Source organism: Breoghania sp., assembly GCF_963674635.1.
Taxonomy (GTDB): Bacteria; Pseudomonadota; Alphaproteobacteria; order Rhizobiales; family Stappiaceae; genus Breoghania.
In genome coordinates this window covers 3,892,064-3,911,827 of sequence record NZ_OY771475.1, presented here as the reverse complement: position 1 = coordinate 3,911,827, position 19,764 = coordinate 3,892,064, and the positions used below count along the sequence as shown (strand labels likewise).

The following is a 19,764-nucleotide window of genomic DNA, read 5'->3' as shown; positions in this document are numbered from 1 at the left end:
GGTTTGCCGCGCAGCCTGAACAAGGCCGTAGCGTGGGCATTCGCGCTGGCTGCCACCAGCGCCTGCATGACGTTTCTGGGCGTGGCACCCGCCGCGGCGGACCTCAGGCTTTGCAACAAGACCGAGAGCCAGGTCGGCGTTGCAATCGGCTATCGCGACAAGACCGAGTGGTCGACGGAAGGCTGGTGGAACCTCCCGGCCAAGACTTGCGAGACCCTGATCCCTGGTCATCTTTCCTCACGTTATTACTACGTATACGCCATTGATTACGATCAGGGCGGGGAATGGGGTGGCCGCGCGTTCATGTGCACAAGGGAAAAGGAATTCACGATTCGCGGCATTGCGGACTGTATTGCGCGCGGCTATGAACGGACCGGATTCTTCGAGATCGACACGGGCGAACAGCGAAGCTGGACGGTCCAATTGACCGAGCCCGTACAACAAGGAACTGGTAGCAGATGAAGCGCAACAGACGGGTCAAAATCCTTGCAACTCTAGGCCCGTCCTCGTCCGATCAGAAAATGATCGAGACTCTATTCAAAGCTGGCGCCGACGTCTTCCGCATCAACATGAGCCACACGGACCACGCGTTGCTGAACACGCTGGTCACGCGCATTCGCGCGGTGGAAGCCGACCTTGGCCGTCCGATCGGCATTCTTGCCGACCTTCAGGGCCCGAAACTGCGTGTCGGCACCTTCCATGAAAAATCGGTGATGCTGGAAAAGGGCGCCACTTTCGTGCTCGACAGCAAGGATGAGCCCGGCGACGCGACCCGCGTCCTCCTGCCCCACCCGGAAATCCTGTCGGAACTGGAACCCGGCCATCGGCTTCTGCTTGATGACGGCAAGATCGAACTCGTCGTCACGGAATGCGACGCCACCAGCGCCACGACACGCGTGGAAGTCGGCGGCAAGCTTTCGGCCCGCAAGGGCGTTTCCGTGCCCGACACCACCATCGCCGTCAGCGCGCTCACGCCGAAGGACCGCAAGGACCTCGACGCCGCGCTGGACGCCAATGTGGACTGGATCGCACTCTCCTTCATCCAGCGTCCCGAGGATCTTGCCGAAGCGCGCAAGGTGACCCGCGGGCGCGCCGGGCTTCTCGCCAAGATCGAGAAGCCCCAGGCGGTGGAACGGCTGGCCGAGATCATCGAGCTTTCCGATGCGCTGATGGTCGCGCGTGGCGATCTCGGTGTGGAAATGCCGCTCGAAAAGGTGCCCGGCATCCAGAAGCAGATCACAAGGGCCGCGCGCCGCGCCGGCAAGCCGGTGGTGGTCGCAACGCAGATGCTGGAATCCATGATCACCTCGCCGGTTCCCACCCGCGCGGAGGTCTCCGACGTCGCCACCGCCGTCTTCGAAGGCGCCGATGCGGTGATGCTGTCGGCGGAATCGGCAGCGGGCGAATACCCGGAGGCCGCGGTCGCGACGATGAACCGGGTGGCCGAGCAGGTTGAGCAGGACCTCAACTACGTCAACATCATGCACTCCCAGCGCACCGAGCCCGAGGCGACCGGCGCGGACACGATTTCCGCCGCCGCCCGCCAGATCGCCGATACGCTGAACCTGGCGGCCATCGTGTGCTACACGACGTCCGGCGCCACGGGCCTGCGCGCTGCGCGCGAGCGCCCCTCAACGCCGATCATCTGCCTGTCGCCGGTGGTGTCCATCGCACGGCGCATGGCGCTCGTATGGGGCACTCATTGCGTGGTCTCCGAGGATGCGGACAACGAGGAGAAGATGATCGACCGCGCCTGCCGCATCGCGTTCTCCAACAAGTTCGCAAAGCCGGGCCAGCGCATCATCATCACCGCGGGCATTCCCTTCGGAACCCCCGGCTCCACCAACATGCTGCGCATCGCCTTCGTCGGCTCCGACGGGCTGGGCGGCATCTAGAGGACGGACTTATCCGTCTGAAGAAATGCAAAAGGCCGCCCCATGGGGCGGCCTTTTTGATGGAAGCCAGCATCGCGGCCTCCTAGAGCGCGACGCCGCCTGTTCTCTTGCGCAGGTCTTCGGCGGCTTTTTCCGCCTTTTCCTGATGAGGATAGATTTCCAGAATGCGCTCATAGGTGCGCAGCGCACCGGCGTCATCATCGGTCGCCTGCTGGATCGCCGCCAGACCCGCCAGCGCGCCCCAGTGGCGCGGCTCAAGCGCCAAGGTGCGCTCGATATCGACAAGCGCCTTGCCCATGTCCCCCGCCATGAAGTGGGCCGCCGCGCGCCTGTTCCAGCCTGCGGCATAGTCCGGCTTGTAGCGCACCACCGCATCCAACAGATCAAGCGCCAGCGCGGGTTTCTTCACCGAGATGGCCTTGGCGGCGCGCGTCATCAGGAGATCCACCGTCGCGCTGCCCGAGCGCAGCCAGAGCATCTGGATGGAATGGGCCGCCCCCGCCCGCGCCTTGTCGCTGTCTTCTTGCCTGAGCATGGAAAACAGCGTGTCGAGATCAGGCCTGGCGTCCTTTTCCGCCGCCCCGTCCCCCTCCTGAGGGGCATCCGCGCGCGGCGGCGGAGGAACCTCGCCGGGAGCGATCGGGCTGTCTTCGAAATCCGGCACCACTTCCTCGCGCAGGTCCGGAATGTCCGGCACCTGCGGCGTCAGATCGGGCACGTTCATCTGAACCGGCACGGGAGCGTTCAACGGCGGCAGATCCGACGCGGCCCTGGCCTGCGCCGAAATGGCCAACAGCAGCACAAGCCCCGACAGGCAGGACCCGGCAAGGCGCCTTGGCGGCGAACAGGTGGACAGAAGGAATGGGCGCATGAACGGATTATGCCCATGGGACGGCCCTGGCGTCAAAAGCGCAGAAGGCCGGATGCGCTCAAGCGCGATCAATCAGGCGTGAAGTGACGCGCCTGATGAGAAATCAGCAAAAGGGAAAACGGCACAGGCCCGCCCGCGTGAAAGACGCGTCAGGCGCCTGGATAGCCGAGAGGTCGCGATAGCCCGAACGCCAAAAGGCGCGCGGGGTCCGCGCGCCTGAAGGAAACGATCACAAGCAGGCCGACCAAAGGCCAGCCGCGCTGCCTCAGCCCTGGCGAGCCTTGAAGCGCGGGTTCCGCTTGTTGATGATGTAGACGCGGCCACGACGGCGAACCATGCGGTTGTCACGGTGACGGCCCATCAGGGCCTTGAGCGAATTCTTGATCTTCATCGTTCTCGTTCCCGTCCGGGATTATCCTCACCGCCCCACCGAAAGGCAGGGCCCTGATCCATAATTTGAAGCACCGGGTTCCGGCGGACCGTAACCCTCCGACAAACTTCCACTCCGCATGCGCGGAGCAAAAAGGCCGGGAAAATGGTGGGCGTGACTGGGATTGAACCAGTGACCCCTACGATGTCAACGTAGTGCTCTCCCGCTGAGCTACACGCCCGAAACTTTTCGGTTGCGACCGGCTTCGCGATCCTTGCGAGCCATCCCCTTTCGACAAGGGCTGGGTCGTTTCAGGGAAGCGACCGGTCGGCGGGTTCGCGGCGAAGCCCGCCGCGGTGGTCAGCGATATAGCGGGAACCGAACCGCTACGCAAGACCGTTGATCGGGTTTTTAATCGTCCCGGCGCCTCGCCGCAACGTCCTGTGGAAACATGGCATGGGTTTTGTGGAAATCCGCACGCCTTGAAACCACGAATGCCGGGCCACCGCTGCCGATGACCCAGCCATAGATCAGGCCGCCAGCATCCGTTCCACTTCGGTGACCAGATCACGCAGGTGGAAGGGCTTGGAGAGCACCTTGGCGTCCTTGGGGGCGTTCGAATCGGGATTGAGCGCCACGGCGGCGAATCCGGTGATGAACATCACCTTCAGATCCGGATCGAGCTGGGTGGCGCGTCGGGCGAGCTCGATGCCATCCATCTCCGGCATGACGATGTCGGTCAGGAGCAGCGTGAAGGGCTCTTCTCGAATGCGCTCATATGCGCTCATGCCATTGTCGAAGGATACGACGTCGTATCCGGCGTTCTCCAATGCCTTGGCGAGAAACCGCCGCATGTCATTGTCATCTTCCGCGAGAAGGATTCGCGACATCACACCCAACCATGATCGAGAAATATGATCGGACGTCCGCTCCGCCACCCGGTCGCGCGGCGTCCCCTGCCCGAAGCCGCTATGAAACCGGCCTTTCGAAACAGGACTGCGAACGACTGCGCAAACGAGCCTGGCGGCTCACACCATCCGAATTCTTTTCATCCCATAACCGCCGAACTATGTAAACATCCGGTGAAACCTGAATGGATCCGGCTGTCGCAGGTGTCGCATGGCGCTGCCAGTGGGCAACCGCACCATCGGCAACACCACAAGGGGCGGCTCCATTCGCGTTTCCTCTGGTCTGGACAGTCCCGCCGCTTTGTGGGCACCTATGATCAACAAGGGAGTTGGCGCGCCGCGAAGCCTGTCGCGGGCCGCTCGAAAACCCCTTTTTTCGGAAAACCGGAAGCTGAAACCGGGTTTCGCCGACACAGGACTTGCGCGCGAGAGGCGCGAAACGGGATAGAGCGAATGGGTGTGGGGAAGAACCTGGGCCGTCATCAGGCCGACGAAAGCCTGATCGTCATTGACGGGTTCAACCAGACGAACTGTCTGGATGTTCTCCTGCCGCCCCGCCAGACCCTGCCTTTCGTTTTCAATTCGCCCCATAGCGGGCGTTCCTATCCGCGCGCCTTTCTCCAGGACGCCAGGCTCGACAGCCTGCAGATCCGCCGGTCCGAAGACGCATTTGTCGACGAGCTTTTTGTGAACGCGGTCCCGCTGGGCGCACCGATGCTGCGGGCGCTTTTTCCGCGCGCCTATGTCGATGTGAACCGCGAGCCCTACGAGCTCGATCCGAAAATGTTCCGCGACCGGCTCCCGCCTTTCGCCAATGTCCGCTCCGTCAGGGTGGCGGGTGGACTTGGCACGATTGCGCGTCTGGTGGGCGAGCGTCTGGAAATCTATGGCCGCAGCCTTGAGGTCTCGGAAGGGCTTGAGCGCATCGAGACCCTCTACAAGCCCTATCACCGCGCCTTGCGCGATCTGCTCACCTCCACCCATCAGGCCTTTGGCCATGCGGTGTTGATCGACTGCCACTCCATGCCGTCCTGTGTGCGTGGCCATAACGGCCTCCAGCGCCCCGACTTCATTCTCGGCGACCGCTACGGGACCAGCTGCTCTGCGGAACTCACCGAAGCCGCCGCAGGCATTCTGACGTCGATGGGATATCGTGTGGCGCGCAACCGCCCCTATGCGGGCGGGTTCATCACCGAACACTACGGCCGCCCCGCCAAGGGCCTGCACGCGCTGCAAATCGAGATCAATCGTGGCCTCTACATGGACGAGGCAAGACACTGCATTCATGACGGCTTCAAGCGCATGGCCAATGACCTGACGACCTTCATCCGGCACCTGACAGCGATCCCTGCGCAGGATCTGAACGACCCCGCGATCGCCGCCGAATAGACGCGCGCCCTCTCCTGCCCCTCCATCGCGGCGCACCGCAAGCCCCATTGCAACCCGCCGCCGACTTGACGACGTGGCCGCGTCTGGGCAGAAATTCTCTTCTGAAAACAAGTGACAAGGTAAAAAAAAGGCCGCTCGAACATGAGCGGCCTGAAGTCTAGGGAGGAAACGCCCAAGAAGGGCTGCGATATGAAGCCATATCGCACTGCACAATCTGCCACCGCAGCGCACAAATGTCAATACTCCCGGCAAGCGAAATCAGCCCACCTGTCCCGTTCGACGCAAGCGCCTGGCACATTGGGCGAATTTTCGCGGGAAAAGGCTGAAGTTGCGACAAAATCGGGCGAAGTTGGAACTATAGTCGCGCCGTTCCTCTCCGTCAGGGAAACACGAGGCCCGATCTGGCCTCCGCCACGCAGAAAGACACAACCGCCATGCAATCCGATCAGGACATCCTCGCCTTCATCCACCGCCTTGCCGATGCGGCGGGAGAGGTTGCGATTTCCGGCTTCCGCACCTCAATTCAGGTGGACAACAAGGGCTCGCGCGACACGCCCGCCGATGACGTGCGCCGCTACGACCCGGTGACGGAAGCCGACCGCGGGGCGGAACGGGCCATGCGGGCGTTGATCGAGGAACACCTGCCCGATCATGGCATCGTGGGCGAGGAATACGGCGCTCACCAGAGCGATGCGGAACATGTCTGGGTGCTCGATCCCATCGACGGCACACGCTCCTTCATTTCCGGCGTCCCGCTGTGGGGCACGCTTATCGGCCTGATGAGGGCAGGAAAACCCGCCTTTGGCATGATGGCTCAGCCCTATATTGGCGAGCGGTTCTTCGGCACCGGCAAGCAGGCCTGGTATCGCGGCCCGCACGGCGAGGGAAAGCTGTCGACGCGCGCCTGCGCAAATCTGTCGGACGCCGTTCTCTTCACCACCACCCCAGCCCTCTTCGATGCCAATGAGCGCCCCGTCTATGATGCCATCGAACGCGCGGCCCGCCTCGCCCGCTACGGCACCGATTGCTACGGCTACTGCATGCTGGCCGCCGGACAGGCGGATCTGGTGATCGAATCGGGCCTTCAGAACTACGACGTGGCGGCGCTTGTGCCCATCATCGAAGGGGCCGGCGGCCTCATCACCACCTGGACCGGGGGTCCCGCGACCGATGGCGGTCGGATCGTGGCGAGCGGCGATCCCGCGCTGCACGAAATCGTGCTGCGCGATCTGGCGAAGTGCCCGGCCTGACAAAGGCGCCCCGCTCAGCCCTCGCTGCCGGGGATGAACGCATCGAAGGCGGCCCAGAACTGCTCCCGGAAGCGCTTCGCTTCCGCCATCAGCTCGTGCCGTGCGCCGGGGATTTCCACGAACCCGGCCGCACGCATGCGCGAGGCGAGCTCTTCCGTCGCCCTGCTTGACACAACCTCATCCGCCCCGGCGGCCACGAACAGAACGGGCAGCGAGACCTGCGGAGCAAAGCCGTCCTCGCGCACATGGCGCATGGCCCGGCAGGCCGCGTTGAGCCAGCCGATCGTGGCGGGCCCGGTATCGAGTTCCGGGGCCTTGTCCAGCAGGGCCATCATGCGCTCGAAGCGATGCGCATCATGAGTGAGGGGATTGCCTTCGAACGGATTGGCCGCAGCCTTTGTATCGGTGAGCGCCAGCGGCCGTTCCGCAAAGCCGGTCAGGGTCGCGACCGCCGCCAGAGGCCCTACGAAGCTCTCGCTGGGGGCGAATTTCCCCAGCCCGAACAGCGGGGCGCACATCACGACCCGTTCAAACACCGTGCGCAGCCGTTTGTGCCCCAGAAGCGCCACCAGCCCGCCCATGGAATGGGTGAGCCCGTAATGGGGGCCGGGACAATCGGGCAGGCTGACCTGTTCGATGACGGCCATCGCGTCATGGACATATTCTTCGAAACTGTCCACATAGCCGCGCCGGGAGCCGGAAATCAGCCGCTCGGAACCGCCCTGCCCGCGCCAGTCGAACGCCACCACGGCAAAGCCGCGGGCGCGCAAGTCCTGCACGGTCTCGAAATATTTCTCGATGAACTCCGCCCGTCCCTGAAAGATGGTCACCGTGCCTTGCAACGGCGATTCCACCGCATCGAAGCGGGCATATCGGATCCTGCGACCATCATCGGTGGTCACGAAACCGGCATGCACACCGGTGGGAATGGGATTTTTGGGATGCGCAACGAGGTCCATGGGCGGGTCCGGCGAACAGGGCGCAGCGCGCTGCGTTGCCTCTGTCATAGCGAAGCCTCACGCCGCCCACAACCGGCCAGTTCGGATCGCCGCCCGAAGGCGACGCCGCAAAGGCTCATGTGTCGAAGTTGCAGGGACGAACCGAGGTCCGTCCCTGAGGCTGAATTCAGGGCCAAGGCCTACCAGCGACGATAGGGACGCCCGTGGCCGAGGCGATGGACATCCAGAATGCGGCCGGTACGGGCGTTCACCGCCACGCGCACCGGATGCCCGCCGCGCCCCACCGCCCGCACCCGGTAGACCGGGCCGGCACGACGCACATCGTGGATGCGATGGAACCCCCGCGCACGCAGGAAGTGGACAACGTCGCGCCGGTTCATCTGACGATGATCACGGCGATAGCGATCATGGCGATAGCGGTCGTGGCGGCGATGATCGATGCGGATGACGGGCGTTGCGCGGTGATCGGCACGATGCAGGCGCTGCGCGGAGGTGGCGGCGGCGGCACGCTGGTCAGTGCGTTCACCGGCCTGAACCCCTTGCGCCATGCCGGCGACCAGCGTCAGTGCGGTGAGTGCGCCCAGGGCACGGGCGGCAAAGCGGCGGAGCCTGCGGGGCTGTGCGGTTGATGCGGTCATCTTGTCTCTCCTTCTCGTGAGGATGTCCCGGTGTGATGGAGGGACTTTCGCAAAGCCGCCCTGAATGCTTCCCGAAGCCCGCGTTCAGGTACCGTTCATGAGAACGCAGCTTGCGCAAATGCGGAGCGAAACGGCCGATTTCCGGAGATTTCAACGCAGGCAGAGGCCAAGCCCTTGAATCGCGAAAAGGGCATGCCCACCTATGGTCTGCGGGTGCCAGACGGGCCCGCTGATCGGCGTTTGCGCCCGGCCAATGACGGCGGGCGAAGAAAAGCGCCGGATCGTTCCTTCCGTGTCCCGCACCCCGTTCTTCAACGGTGTGATGGCGATGATCGGGTGCGCGAAGGAAGGGACGGCGTTTCAACCGATGAGTCGCTCAAAGGAGGACCTTCAGATGCGTCATTTCGATCTTACCCCCCTCTATCGTTCCACCGTTGGCTTTGACCGCCTGTTCTCGATGCTCGACAACGCAGGCAACGAGTCCAATGCCGGCTATCCGCCCTACAACATCGAGCTGACCGGCGAGAATGCCTACCGCATCACCATGGCGGTGGCCGGTTTTGCCGAAGAAGACCTGTCGATCGAATCGAAGGAATCGATTCTGGTCGTGAAGGGCGAGAAGCAGGTGGAGGAAGAGGAAGAAGGCCGCATTCTTCATCGCGGCATCGCCGCGCGTGCTTTCGAACGTCGCTTCCAACTGGCTGATCATGTGGAAGTGCGCGGCGCCAGCCTGAAGAACGGGCTTTTGCACATCGACCTCGTGCGCGAGATCCCCGAGGCCATGAAGCCCCGGAGAATCGAGATCCGCAACGCCAACGAGGCGGACAAGCAGATCGAGGCAACGGCCGCGTAACCGCGCCACCCCGATTTGATATCCTGACCTGAACGGAGCCGGTTTCCCCGGCCGGCTCCCCCTCAAGGCGCTCCGCCCACCTTGGAGCGTCTTTTTTCTTGTGCTCTTCAGCCGATGGGCTCGATCACCGCCTTCACATCGCAAGGCCGCCCGAAATAGCAGCTCGACGTGATAAGCATGTCGCAGCCGGTCGCGGCATAGGCGGCCGCATTGCTCTCATTGACCCCGCCGGTCGCGGCCAGAACACATGACAGGCCCAGCTCCCGGATCCGCGCAACGGCCTCGGCCACGTCCGCCACCGGCATCTTGTCCAGTTGCAGGACATCGGCCCCCGCCCGCGCCAGCCTTATCGCCTCCTCCACGGTGTCGGTCTCGATGCAGATCTTCTTTTCCGGGATCTGAGCCCTGGCGCGCGCCACCCAGCTCTCCACCGGGCCTTTCAGGAACCGGCGATGATTATCGAAAACAAGGAAGGTCTCCGAAAGCCCCAGCCGGTGAACCGTCGCGCCCCCCGCCAGCACCGCCTTGATGGAGATTTCCTTGGTGCCGGGAAAATTCTTGCGCGTACAGCCGACCACGATATCGGGATTTCCGGCCCGGGCAGCCACCACGAGCCGATTGGCGCGCGTAGCGATGCCGGAGGCATATTCAACCAGTGTCAGCGCCACCTTCCAAGCGAGATGGAGCGTGCCTGCGGTGCCTTCGACTTCCCAGAAAAGCTCCCCCGGCTCGACCGCGGTGCCGCTGGGCACAAAGGAAAGCACCTCCCCGCCGCTCAGCTCCACCATCCGCGCGGCTTCTTCGCAGGCACAAGCCACCATTCGATCGCGGGCGCGGAAGGTCATCCGTGCCGGGATATCCTCAATGCCCAGCACATCCGTTGTCAGGTCCCCGCAAGGCACATCCTGCGCCAGCAGTCGGGTGAGGTGTTCATCGCTCAGGAGGATCATCGGCAGCCCCTGCAGCTCAAGGGAGAGGAAACGGGAGGGAGACGGGCGGCGCAAAACACGCCGCCCCTGTTCGCGCTAGAGAAGCTTCATGAAGGCGTCGATATCGGCCTCGCGGGTGCGGAAGCTCGTCACGAGGCGGATCAGCTCTTCATCCGCCTTCAGCGCCTGATCGGGGGCAAGACCATCGGCAGGCCACTCGTAGAAGGCGGCTCCCGCCTCACGCATGGCCGGGATGCGCGCTTTCTTGACCACGATGAAGGTTTCGTTGGCCTGCGGGCGCGCGGGCAGGCGCGCCGTGCTGCTGGCCTCCACCGCATCGGCCAGCTTCTGCGCCATGGCATTGGAATGGCGCGCCATGTCGAGCCAGTGATCGTTGGCGAGATACCCGTCAAACTGCGCGGAGATGAAGCGACTCTTGGAAAAGAGCTGGCCTGCGCGTTTTCTGAGCCATTCCAGTTCGCCAGCCTTGTCCTTGTCGAAGACCACCACCGCTTCCGCGCACCAGCAGCCGTTCTTGGTGCCGCCAAAGGACAAAACGTCCACGCCCGCCTTCCACGTCATGTCCGCCGGGCTCACCCCAAGCGAAACCAGCGCATTGGCGAAACGCGCGCCATCCATGTGAAGCGGAATGGAGCGGGTGTCGGCAACCGCCTTGATGGCGGCGATTTCGTCGAGCGTGTAGACCGTGCCGATTTCGGTGGACTGGGTGATGGTGACCGCCTGCGGCCGACCATGATGGACGAAGCCATCCTGAAAGGCCGACATGGCCTTGGCAAAGCCTTCCGGCGTGATCTTGCCGTTCGGCCCCTGAATGCGCACGAGCTTGGACGCTCCGGTCATGAATTCCGGACAGCCGCATTCGTCCACCGCCACATGCGCTTCGTCCTGACAGAAGATCGCGCCGCCGGGCTTGGAGGAAAGCGACAGGGCCAACGCATTGGCCGCCGAACCGGTGGCGACGAAGAACACCGCCACCTCGCGCTCGAAGATTTCACTGAACCGGGCTTCCACCCGACGCGTAAGATCGTCCGCACCGTAAGCCGGGGCGAAACCATCGTTGGCGGAAGAAAGCGCGGCCATTACCTGATCCGACGCACCCGCCCAATTGTCACTGGCGAAATACATGGAAAAACCCGTAGGACGCACGCGCGTAACGTGCAAGTGCGCAAATTGCGCAAGGGACCCTCACGTCCCCTACCAGCCTCGCATCCGATCCAGCTGACGGCGCGCCAAAAGCCGGTCCAGCGACACCGCGCCCGCACCGTAAATGGTCAGGTAGATGAGCGGAAACAGCCACAAGAGCCGTTGATCCGCAATGAGGGCACCCGGCGCGCGATCGAAGAAACCGCCTATTGCCTGTGCCCCGACATGGTGCGCGGTGATATCCACCCAGGTCATCACCGCGATGAAGATGATGAAGCCGAAACTGGCCAGCCGCGTGAACAGGCCGATGACGATGAGGACAGGCAGGAGAAACTCCGCCCACATGCCCGCAACCACCATCAGGCCATAGGGGAAGAACTCGATCTTCGATACGTCGTAGCCGACCTTTTCCATCATGGACGGCAGGATCTGCGCATAGGCCCCGGCGCTTGGGTGGATCAGCCCCGCGATCCCGGTCCCGACCTTGGTCATGGCGGAATTCAGGAAGAAGAAGAGCAAGACGCTTGCAAAGATGGCGCGCGCCACCAGTCCCGGAAACCAGCCGTGCAACGCACGTTGAACCCGGGCGAAGAACAACGTGTGCAGCTTGAAAATTCCAAAAAACATGACGTCCCAGCCCTTTTGATATCGTTGCCCAGCCTTGAGCTCAGCCCTCTTCGATCACATCCGCGAAGACGCCCGCCTCCAGCATGAGGGCTATGGCTTGCGCGGGATCGAACGCTTCCGCCTCCGCCTGTGCGGCGGCAACCGCCTCCGCGAGGGTCGCCCCCGCAATCAGCGCCTCCAGAAAAACCGCCTCGCCACAAGCAAGGCGGCGGACATGAACGGGAAGTCCCGGTCGCGTCACCAGCGCAGCCTCCGGCACCGGCCTGCCGGGTACGCCCTCGCCAGCGCCCTCGCGATTCGCCTGAAAGAGTGCAACCACAGGATAGCGCGAGCGCGCGACATATGTCGCAGGATGTACCTTGAAGCGCAGTGTCTCCAGCGCAGCCGCGTCGATCCCGCTCAGGATGTGGGGAGAAAGCGGGGCGCTGTCGGCGGCGTGGAACGCGCAAAGCCAAGCGTATTCCAGCCGCGCAACGTCCCCAAGATAGGGATAGCTCGCAAGCGGAGGGAAGCCGTCGATGAAGTCGCCAAACCCTGCCCCGTATTCCAGAAGCACCGGCGAGCGCGGGGGATGGAGGGATACGAACTCCGCCGCCAGCGCACGAAAATAGTCCTCGCCCAGAAGACGGACCAGCGCGGGATAGGTCGCCCTCAACGCCTCCCCCAGAGAAACGGCGACATTGTTGCGATAGACCGCAAAACGCCTGCGAACGCCACCGCCTGCGGGCGCGCAAAGCCCGGCGGGCACAACGAGGTCGCCGTCCCTCGGGACAAGAAGCCCCTCGGCGAAAGCCGTCCGGTTTGAAAGCCTAGCGTCCTGCGCCATGTGCGGCCCTTCGCGGTTCGGCCCTTCGCGGCTCGGCCCGCCGCCCATGCTGCGCCATGATCGCATCCGCCCGTTCCGCCTCGCGCCGCAGGACAGGCCAGGCGGGAATGTCATTGTCCCACTCGATCAAGGTCGGGCGCGGACCGGCGCGCGCGATGACGCGTTCATAGAGCATCCAGACACGATCATCGACGGCGCGATCATGGGCATCGATCAGAAGCGGCCGCCCCTCATCGTCCCTATCGGGCGCATGCCCGCCCAGATGTATTTCCCCCACACGCTCGATCGGAAAGGCGTCGAGATACGCTTCCGCCGAAAAGCCGTGATTGACCGCGCTCACATGCACATTGTTCACGTCCAGCAAGAGCCCGCATCCGGACCGGGTGGAGACCTCGGTGAGAAAGTCGAGCTCTCCCATCGTGCTCGCCTGAAGGCTGACATAGGTGGAGGGGTTTTCCAGCAGCATCGGGCGCCCCATCACCTCCTGCACCCGGTCGATATGCGCCACCACGCGCAAAAGCGTCGCGCGATCATAGGCAACCGGCAGGAGATCGTTGAAATAGACGCCCCCATGGCTGGACCAGGCCAGATGTTCGGAAAAAAGCGCGGGCGAATAACGCTCATTGAGCGCCTTGAGCCGGGAAAGATGCGCCTCGTCGAGCGGCCCCTCGCCACCGATGGAAAGCCCCACCCCGTGCAATGACATCGGATAGTGCGCGCATACCGCGCCAAGCTGGGCATGGGGCGGGCCGCCCGCTCCCATGTAATTCTCCGCATGCACCTCGAAGAAGCCGATATCGGGCATCTGGGCCAGAATCTCGCCCACATGGGCGGGCTTCAGGCCCGCCCCCGCCCTGTTGTCCGGAAGGATCGCCTTGGACATGCCGGCATCAGCCTTGCGGCAGATCGCGCTCAAGCTCGACCAGCGAGCCCACGCGATCGCCCGGCAGCTCCACGCTCTGACAGGTCCCCTTGGGCACCAGCTTCCAGGCATTGCCCTGATAATCGACCGAGGAGGTTCCCGCACAGGTCGTGCCCGGTCCGGCCTTGCAGTCATTCTGTCCGGCAAGCGCGACGCCGTAGCATTTTTCCTGCTCCTGCGCGGCCACCGGCCCGGCCATGGAGCCGACAGCCGCTGCTACGGCCGCGGCCAGAACCACGCCGGATGCCGCCCGTGCTGCCGGACGCTTCGTGTTCGCTTCACTCATGCTTTGCTCTCCCATTGAAAAACCGGCCCACTGCAGGACGCCTCCCGCTGCGACACGTTGCCCCTGTTCCGGGTGCCTTTCAGGCGGCGGGCGAGACCCGCTCCGCCTCGCTTGAGGAGGCCACTGTGCGAAGCCGGTCGATCAATCGGAAATCAAAGCAACGTGACGCTTGCGTGCGACACGCATTCGACACCAGGTGATTCCGGATAAAACCGTCAGGTTCCCCGCGCCCTCGCCTTGCCAGACACGGCGGCGTGGCCGCTGGCGCGTCCCTCGCAGACACAGCCGCCCCCGACGAAGGTCGTAGGCACCCATTTCGAAAAGGCGCTCGCCGGAGGCCTCCCAGCAATTTTCTTGCTTGGAAGCGGGTGAAATTTTATTTTACTGACAATTGGTTGGCCGGGCAGGCAACAAACACAATGTCCAAACCGCAATGCCGCTTGCCGTGCGATCAGAAATCTGGCATGTTGCGCCCCCGAATAGGACAGCACTGCTGTCCAATTATTCGGTCCGGACGGCAATCGCTCCAAGCCCGCGTCGCGCGCCTGCGCGCAGGATGACTGGCAAGGGTCGCGATCGCCGACAGGGACTGCGGATGGAGGCAGGCTTGCCCCCGTCCGGGCGCAATGCCAGACGCAAGACCGGCGTGATGATCGGTGTCATGATTGATGACATCGCCAGCCAGCCGGTCGCGTGGCAAGGCACGGCTGGCGGCAGCAGGACCGCGGAAATGGCGAACCGTCCGACAAAAAACGGACGACAAGGCATCCGCTGACCGGCAACCGCTTGCGGGACGGGATGAACGTCGCGCATACAAAGCCGCGAGCATCGCGCTTGAAAAGGGGTTATAACCCCGCCCGACTAGGGAGCGGCTTGCGCCTGGCCAGCCGTTCACACTCGACAGAGCCGCGGCCCTGGCCGGTCTCGTCGCTCGAGCCGTACCCTGACGGGGTATGACCCGAGAGAGGAGGTCTGACCCAAGGCTGCGGGAAACTGCGCGCGGGCATGATGTCCGCAAGGTCCGACCGCCCCCAGCGGCCGGGCTCGCGAAAAGGGAGAACGGCCATCCGCCGCAAATGGCGCGCTGGCCGCAAATGGGGCAAGGAAGAGCATGAGCAGAACCGATAATGCGCATTGGGACCGGCACGATATTTCCGCCAAGGCCGGAGGCGTGAAAACGACCACCGCCACGACGGCAGCCAAACGGTCCACGACGCGCGCGGCTGCCCATGGCCTGCCCGCCGCGCAAGGACTTTACGACCCGCGCAACGAACATGACGCCTGCGGCGTCGGCTTTATCGCCCACATGAAGGGTGTGAAGTCGCACAGGATCGTCGAGGACGGCCTGCGCATGCTGGTCAACCTCACCCACCGTGGCGCGGTGGGCGCGGATCCGCTGATGGGCGACGGCGCGGGGCTCCTGCTGCAGATCCCGGACAAGCTGTTCCGCCGCGAGGCGGCCAAGCTCGGCTTCGAGCTGCCGGAGGCGAACCACTACGCCATCGCGCAGATCTTCATGCCGCGCGAGGACCTCGTGCGCTCCGAGTGCGAGGCCGTCGTTGCGCGCGCCGCGGCCGAAAACGGCCTCAACGTGCTCGGCTGGCGCACGGTGCCCACCGACAATTCCTCGCTCTCGAAGGACCCGGAGATCGCGGCCACCGAGCCCGTTCACCGGCAGGTCATCTTCTCGCGCCCCGACGGGCTCGACGACGATGCCTTCGAACGCAAGCTCTACCTGACGCGCAAGATCATCTCCAACGCGATTTTCGCGCTCAATGACGGCCGCGACAACGGCTTCTACATCGTCTCCATGTCGAGCCGGACCATTGTCTACAAGGGCATGTTCCTGGCCGAGCAGGTCGGTGCCTATTACAAGGACCTCATCGACCCCGACTTCGAGACCGCGCTCGCGCTCGTCCACCAGCGTTTCTCCACCAACACCTTCCCCTCGTGGAAGCTGGCGCACCCCTATCGCATGGTTGCCCATAACGGTGAGATCAACACGCTGCGCGGCAACGTGAACTGGATGGCGGCCCGTCAGGCCTCCGTCGCCTCGCCGCTTTTCGGCGACGACATCTCCAAACTCTGGCCTATCTCCTATGAAGGCCAGTCGGACACGGCCTGCTTCGACAACGCGCTCGAATTCCTCGTCATGGGCGGCTATTCCATGGCCCATGCGGCGATGATGCTGATCCCGGAAGCCTGGGCCGGCAATCCGCTGATGAGCGAAGAACGCGCTGCCTTCTACGAATATCACGCAGCCCTCATGGAGCCGTGGGACGGCCCCGCCGCCGTGGCCTTCACCGATGGACGCCAGATCGGCGCGACGCTCGACCGTAACGGCCTGCGTCCGGCCCGCTACATCGTCACCGACGACGATCTCGTCATCATGTCCTCGGAAGTCGGCGTGCTGCCGGTGCCGGAGGAAAAGATCGTCAAGAAGTGGCGTCTTCAGCCCGGCCTGATGCTGCTGATCGATCTTGAGGAAGGCCGCATCATCGCCGACGAGGAGGTCAAGCAGCAGCTTGCCACCGCCAATCCCTATCGCGACTGGCTCAAGCGCAGCCAGATCGTGCTGGAAGACATGGACCCGGTTTCCGGTCGCACGCCCCTTTCCAGCGAGAGCCTGCTCGATCTCCAGCAGGCCTTCGGCTACACGCAGGAAGACATCAAGCTTCTGATGTCGCCGATGGCGACCGTCGGCCAGGAAGCCATCGGCTCCATGGGCACCGACACGCCGCTATCTGCGCTCTCCGACAAGCCGAAGCTGCTTTACACCTACTTCAAGCAGAACTTCGCGCAGGTCACCAACCCGCCGATCGATCCGATCCGCGAGGAACTGGTGATGAGCCTCGTCTCCTTCATCGGCCCGCGTCCGAACCTGTTCGATCTGGAAGGCCTGTCCGACAGCAAGCGCCTTGAAGTGCGTCAGCCGATCCTGACCAACGCGGACCTTGAAAAGATCCGCGCCATCGGGGACATCGCCGACAACCAGTTCCAGACCACCACGCTCGACACCACCTACGCGGCGGAAAAGGGCGCAGGCGGCATGAGCCATGCGTTGCAGGCGCTTTGCGAACGTGCGGAAAAGGCCGTCCATAACGGCTTCAACATCATCATCCTGTCCGACAGGCTGGTATCGCATTCGCGCATTCCGATCCCGGCGCTGCTGGCCACCGCCGCCGTCCACAATCACTTGATCCGCAAGGGGCTTCGCACCTCCGTGGGCCTCGTGGTGGAAACCGGCGAGCCGCGCGAAGTGCACCATTTCTGTGTGCTGGCGGGTTATGGCGCGGAAGCGATCAACCCCTATCTCGCCTTCGAGACGCTCCTGCAGATGCACGAACGCCTCGACTTCCCCGAGGAAGTGGACGAGTACGAAGTCGTCAAGCGTTACATCAAGTCGATCGACAAGGGCATCTTGAAGGTCATGTCCAAGATGGGCATCTCGACCTACCAGTCCTATTGCGGCGCCCAGATCTTCGACGCGGTCGGCCTGTCCTCCAAGTTCGTGGACCAGTTCTTCTTCGGCACCGCCACCCGCATCGAGGGTATCGGCCTCGACGAGGTTGCGGAAGAGACCGTGCGCCGCCACCAGGCGGCCTTCTCCAATATGCCGGTGCTGCGCAATTCGCTCGATGTGGGTGGCGAATACGCCTTCCGCAATCGCGGCGAGAACCACATGTGGACGCCCGATGCGGTCGCCCATCTCCAGCATGCGGTGCGCTCCAACCTGCCGGAGAAATATCTGGAGTTCGCACGCGTCATCAACGAGGAGAACGGCCGGTTCACGATCCGCGGTCAGTTCCGCATCAAGTCGGCGGAGGAAATCGGCAACACCGCGATCCCGCTCGACGAGGTGGAACCGGCACTGGAGATCGTGAAGCGTTTCTCCACCGGCGCGATGTCCTTCGGCTCGATTTCGCGTGAGGCGCATACGACGCTGGCCGTCGCGATGAACCAGATCGGCGGCAAGTCCAACACCGGTGAGGGCGGCGAAGAGCCGGAGCGCTTCAACCCGCTTCCCGACGGGACCGTCAACCCCGAACGCTCCTCCATCAAGCAGGTGGCGTCTGGCCGCTTCGGCGTGACGACGGAATATCTCGTCAACTCCGACATGATACAGATCAAGGTCGCGCAGGGCGCCAAGCCTGGCGAGGGCGGCCAGCTTCCCGGCCACAAGGTGGACGCGGTCATCGCCAAGACCCGGCATTCCACGCCGGGCGTGGGCCTGATCTCGCCCCCGCCGCACCATGACATCTACTCGATCGAAGATCTGGCGCAACTGATCTACGATCTGAAGAACGTCAACCCGGAGGCCGATATCTCGGTCAAGCTGGTGTCCGAAGTGGGCGTGGGCACGGTTGCCGCGGGCGTCGCCAAGGCGCGCGCCGACCACATCACCATCTCCGGCTACGACGGTGGCACGGGCGCTTCCCCGCTGACCTCGCTCAAGCATGCCGGCAGCCCCTGGGAAATCGGCCTGGCGGAAACCCACCAGACGCTGGTTCTTAACAAGCTGCGCTCGCGCATCGCGCTTCAGGTCGACGGCGGCATCCGCACGGGTCGCGACGTACTCATCGGCGCGCTTCTGGGCGCGGACGAGTTCGGCTTCTCCACCGCGCCGCTGATCGCGGCGGGCTGCCTGATGATGCGCAAGTGCCACCTGAACACCTGCCCGGTGGGCATCGCGACCCAGGACCCAGTCCTGCGCAAGCGGTTCAAGGGGGCGCCGGAACACGTCATCAACTACTTCTTCTTCGTCGCCGAAGAGCTTCGTGCCTTGATGGCCGAACTCGGCTTCCGCACCATCGACGAACTGATCGGCCGCTCCGACCTGCTCGACAAGCAGCCGATGATCGATCACTGGAAGGGCCGTGGGCTCGATTTCGGGAACATCTTCTACAAGCCCGATGCGCCGGCCGAAGCCTGCCGCCACACCGAGCTTCAGGAGCATCCGATCCACGACATTCTCGACCGCAAGCTGATCGCCCAGGCGATGCCCGCGCTTGAGAACAAGGAAGCGGTGAAGATCGAGACCCATATCGACAATGTGGACCGCTCCGCAGGCGCCATGCTGTCGGGCGAGGTCGCCAAGCGCTATGGCCACAAGGGCCTGCCCGCAAACACGATCTCCGTGTCGCTCAACGGTACGGCCGGTCAGGCCTTCGGCGCCTTCTTGGCCCGCGGCGTGACCTTCGATCTGATGGGCGACGCCAACGACTATGTGGGCAAGGGCCTGTCGGGCGGCACAATCGTCATCCGACCCGATCCCAAATGCGCCGCGGATCCCGATCATTCGATCATCGCGGGCAACACGATCCTCTACGGCGCGACTGAGGGTGAATGCTACATCCGCGGCATCGCGGGCGAACGCTTCGCCGTGCGCAACTCCGGCGCTCTGGCGGTCGTGGAAGGCATCGGCGACCACGGTTGCGAATACATGACCGGCGGTGTTGTCGTGGTTCTGGGCTGGACGGGCCGCAACTTCGCGGCGGGCATGTCCGGCGGCATCGCCTATGTGCTCGACGAGGACGGCTCCTTCCGCCAGCGCTGCAACCTTGCGATGGTGGATCTGGAACCGGTGGCGGAAGAGGACGACCTGCTTGAGAAGCTGCACCACCATGGCGGCGACATCGAGCACAAGGGACGTGTGGACCTGACCGCGGACATGACCCGTCACGATGACGAGCGTCTGCGCCAGATCCTTGCCAAGCACATCCACCACACGGGATCCGCCTGGGCGCAGGAGATCCTGGACAACTGGAACGACTTCCGACCGAAATTCGTGAAAGTGATGCCGGTCGAATACTCACGCGCTCTGCGCGAAATGGAAGAGCGGCGCCTGGGCAACCAGGCAGCGGCCGAATAGGGAGC

The 19,764-nt window shown here is 63.8% G+C and carries 18 protein-coding genes and 1 tRNA gene; 7 read left to right on the top strand and 12 right to left on the bottom strand.

The features are described from left to right. The first annotated feature begins 66 nt into the window (after positions 1 to 66). Entirely contained in the window at positions 67 to 462 is a 396-nt protein-coding gene (locus tag ABGM93_RS16980; protein WP_319775700.1) for a DUF1036 domain-containing protein, read from the top strand. After that, positions 459 to 1,895, top strand: a complete 1,437-nt coding sequence (gene pyk, locus ABGM93_RS16975) for a pyruvate kinase (protein WP_321501466.1) — start codon at positions 459 to 461, stop codon at positions 1,893 to 1,895. The genes ABGM93_RS16980 and pyk overlap by 4 nt, the downstream gene beginning before the upstream one ends. 82 nt (positions 1,896 to 1,977) lie before the next feature. Here the strand turns inward: pyk and ABGM93_RS16970 are convergent, their stop codons facing one another. The 4 genes from ABGM93_RS16970 to ABGM93_RS16955 all read right to left on the bottom strand — a co-directional run bounded on the left by ABGM93_RS16970 (position 1,978) and on the right by ABGM93_RS16955 (position 4,029). Further along, positions 1,978 to 2,766 carry a tetratricopeptide repeat protein gene (locus ABGM93_RS16970; RefSeq protein WP_321501464.1) on the bottom strand — a complete coding sequence of 263 codons (789 nt, stop codon included), beginning with the start codon at positions 2,764 to 2,766 and terminating at the stop codon, positions 1,978 to 1,980. 265 nt (positions 2,767 to 3,031) lie between these two features. Continuing rightward, complete coding sequence (ykgO, locus tag ABGM93_RS16965; RefSeq protein ID WP_319775061.1) at positions 3,032 to 3,157, bottom strand: type B 50S ribosomal protein L36; 126 nt, start codon at positions 3,155 to 3,157, stop codon at positions 3,032 to 3,034. 145 nt (positions 3,158 to 3,302) lie between these two features. Continuing rightward, positions 3,303 to 3,377: transfer RNA gene (locus ABGM93_RS16960), tRNA-Val, on the bottom strand. A 289-nt stretch (positions 3,378 to 3,666) separates the two neighbouring features. After that, positions 3,667 to 4,029: a response regulator gene (locus tag ABGM93_RS16955; protein ID WP_319775060.1), complete on the bottom strand. Its 363-nt coding sequence runs from the start codon at positions 4,027 to 4,029 to the stop codon at positions 3,667 to 3,669. A gap of 468 nt (positions 4,030 to 4,497) precedes the next feature. On the opposite strand from ABGM93_RS16955, the gene ABGM93_RS16950 reads away from it, so the two are divergent. Together ABGM93_RS16950 and hisN are read left to right on the top strand one after the other, a co-directional pair. Further along, complete coding sequence (locus ABGM93_RS16950; protein WP_319775059.1) at positions 4,498 to 5,433, top strand: N-formylglutamate amidohydrolase; 936 nt, start codon at positions 4,498 to 4,500, stop codon at positions 5,431 to 5,433. A gap of 434 nt (positions 5,434 to 5,867) precedes the next feature. Beyond that, positions 5,868 to 6,683 (top strand): histidinol-phosphatase, encoded by an 816-nt coding sequence (gene hisN, locus ABGM93_RS16945; protein WP_321501461.1) that lies wholly within the window; start codon positions 5,868 to 5,870, stop codon positions 6,681 to 6,683. A 14-nt stretch (positions 6,684 to 6,697) separates the two neighbouring features. Here the strand turns inward: hisN and ABGM93_RS16940 are convergent, their stop codons facing one another. Continuing rightward, positions 6,698 to 7,690 (bottom strand): alpha/beta hydrolase, encoded by a 993-nt coding sequence (locus ABGM93_RS16940; RefSeq protein ID WP_321501459.1) that lies wholly within the window; start codon positions 7,688 to 7,690, stop codon positions 6,698 to 6,700. Between the two features lie 131 nt (positions 7,691 to 7,821). Then, complete coding sequence (locus tag ABGM93_RS16935; protein ID WP_321501457.1) at positions 7,822 to 8,280, bottom strand: PepSY domain-containing protein; 459 nt, start codon at positions 8,278 to 8,280, stop codon at positions 7,822 to 7,824. Positions 8,281 to 8,674: 394 nt separating this feature from the next. Here ABGM93_RS16935 and ABGM93_RS16930 point away from each other — a divergent pair, with 394 nt between their 5' ends. Then, a complete protein-coding gene (locus ABGM93_RS16930; protein WP_321501455.1) occupies positions 8,675 to 9,133 on the top strand; it encodes an Hsp20 family protein in 459 nt (152 codons plus the stop codon). Between the two features lie 107 nt (positions 9,134 to 9,240). Here ABGM93_RS16930 and modD read toward each other — a convergent pair whose 3' ends face one another. The 6 genes from modD to ABGM93_RS16900 all read right to left on the bottom strand — a co-directional run bounded on the left by modD (position 9,241) and on the right by ABGM93_RS16900 (position 13,887). After that, positions 9,241 to 10,083, bottom strand: a complete 843-nt coding sequence (gene modD / locus ABGM93_RS16925; RefSeq protein ID WP_321501453.1) for a ModD protein — start codon at positions 10,081 to 10,083, stop codon at positions 9,241 to 9,243. Between the two features lie 75 nt (positions 10,084 to 10,158). Next, a complete protein-coding gene (locus tag ABGM93_RS16920; RefSeq protein ID WP_321501451.1) occupies positions 10,159 to 11,208 on the bottom strand; it encodes a low specificity L-threonine aldolase in 1,050 nt (349 codons plus the stop codon). 69 nt (positions 11,209 to 11,277) lie between these two features. Further along, positions 11,278 to 11,853: a DoxX family protein gene (locus ABGM93_RS16915; protein WP_321501449.1), complete on the bottom strand. Its 576-nt coding sequence runs from the start codon at positions 11,851 to 11,853 to the stop codon at positions 11,278 to 11,280. 40 nt (positions 11,854 to 11,893) lie between these two features. Further along, a complete protein-coding gene (locus tag ABGM93_RS16910; protein WP_321501446.1) occupies positions 11,894 to 12,679 on the bottom strand; it encodes a DNA-binding domain-containing protein in 786 nt (261 codons plus the stop codon). After that, complete coding sequence (locus tag ABGM93_RS16905; RefSeq protein ID WP_321501445.1) at positions 12,663 to 13,562, bottom strand: DUF692 domain-containing protein; 900 nt, start codon at positions 13,560 to 13,562, stop codon at positions 12,663 to 12,665. Before ABGM93_RS16905 ends, ABGM93_RS16910 begins: the two co-directional genes overlap by 17 nt. A gap of 7 nt (positions 13,563 to 13,569) precedes the next feature. Then, positions 13,570 to 13,887 (bottom strand): DUF2282 domain-containing protein, encoded by a 318-nt coding sequence (locus ABGM93_RS16900; RefSeq protein ID WP_321501443.1) that lies wholly within the window; start codon positions 13,885 to 13,887, stop codon positions 13,570 to 13,572. A 607-nt stretch (positions 13,888 to 14,494) separates the two neighbouring features. Here ABGM93_RS16900 and ABGM93_RS16895 point away from each other — a divergent pair. Together ABGM93_RS16895 and gltB are read left to right on the top strand one after the other, a co-directional pair. Further along, entirely contained in the window at positions 14,495 to 14,662 is a 168-nt protein-coding gene (locus ABGM93_RS16895; RefSeq protein ID WP_321501441.1) for a hypothetical protein, read from the top strand. Between the two features lie 396 nt (positions 14,663 to 15,058). Further along, the gene (gene gltB / locus ABGM93_RS16890) at positions 15,059 to 19,759 is read left to right on the top strand and encodes a glutamate synthase large subunit (RefSeq protein WP_321505982.1); all 4,701 of its coding nucleotides are present in this window, start codon (positions 15,059 to 15,061) and stop codon (positions 19,757 to 19,759) included. The last annotated feature ends 5 nt before the right edge of the window (positions 19,760 to 19,764 follow it).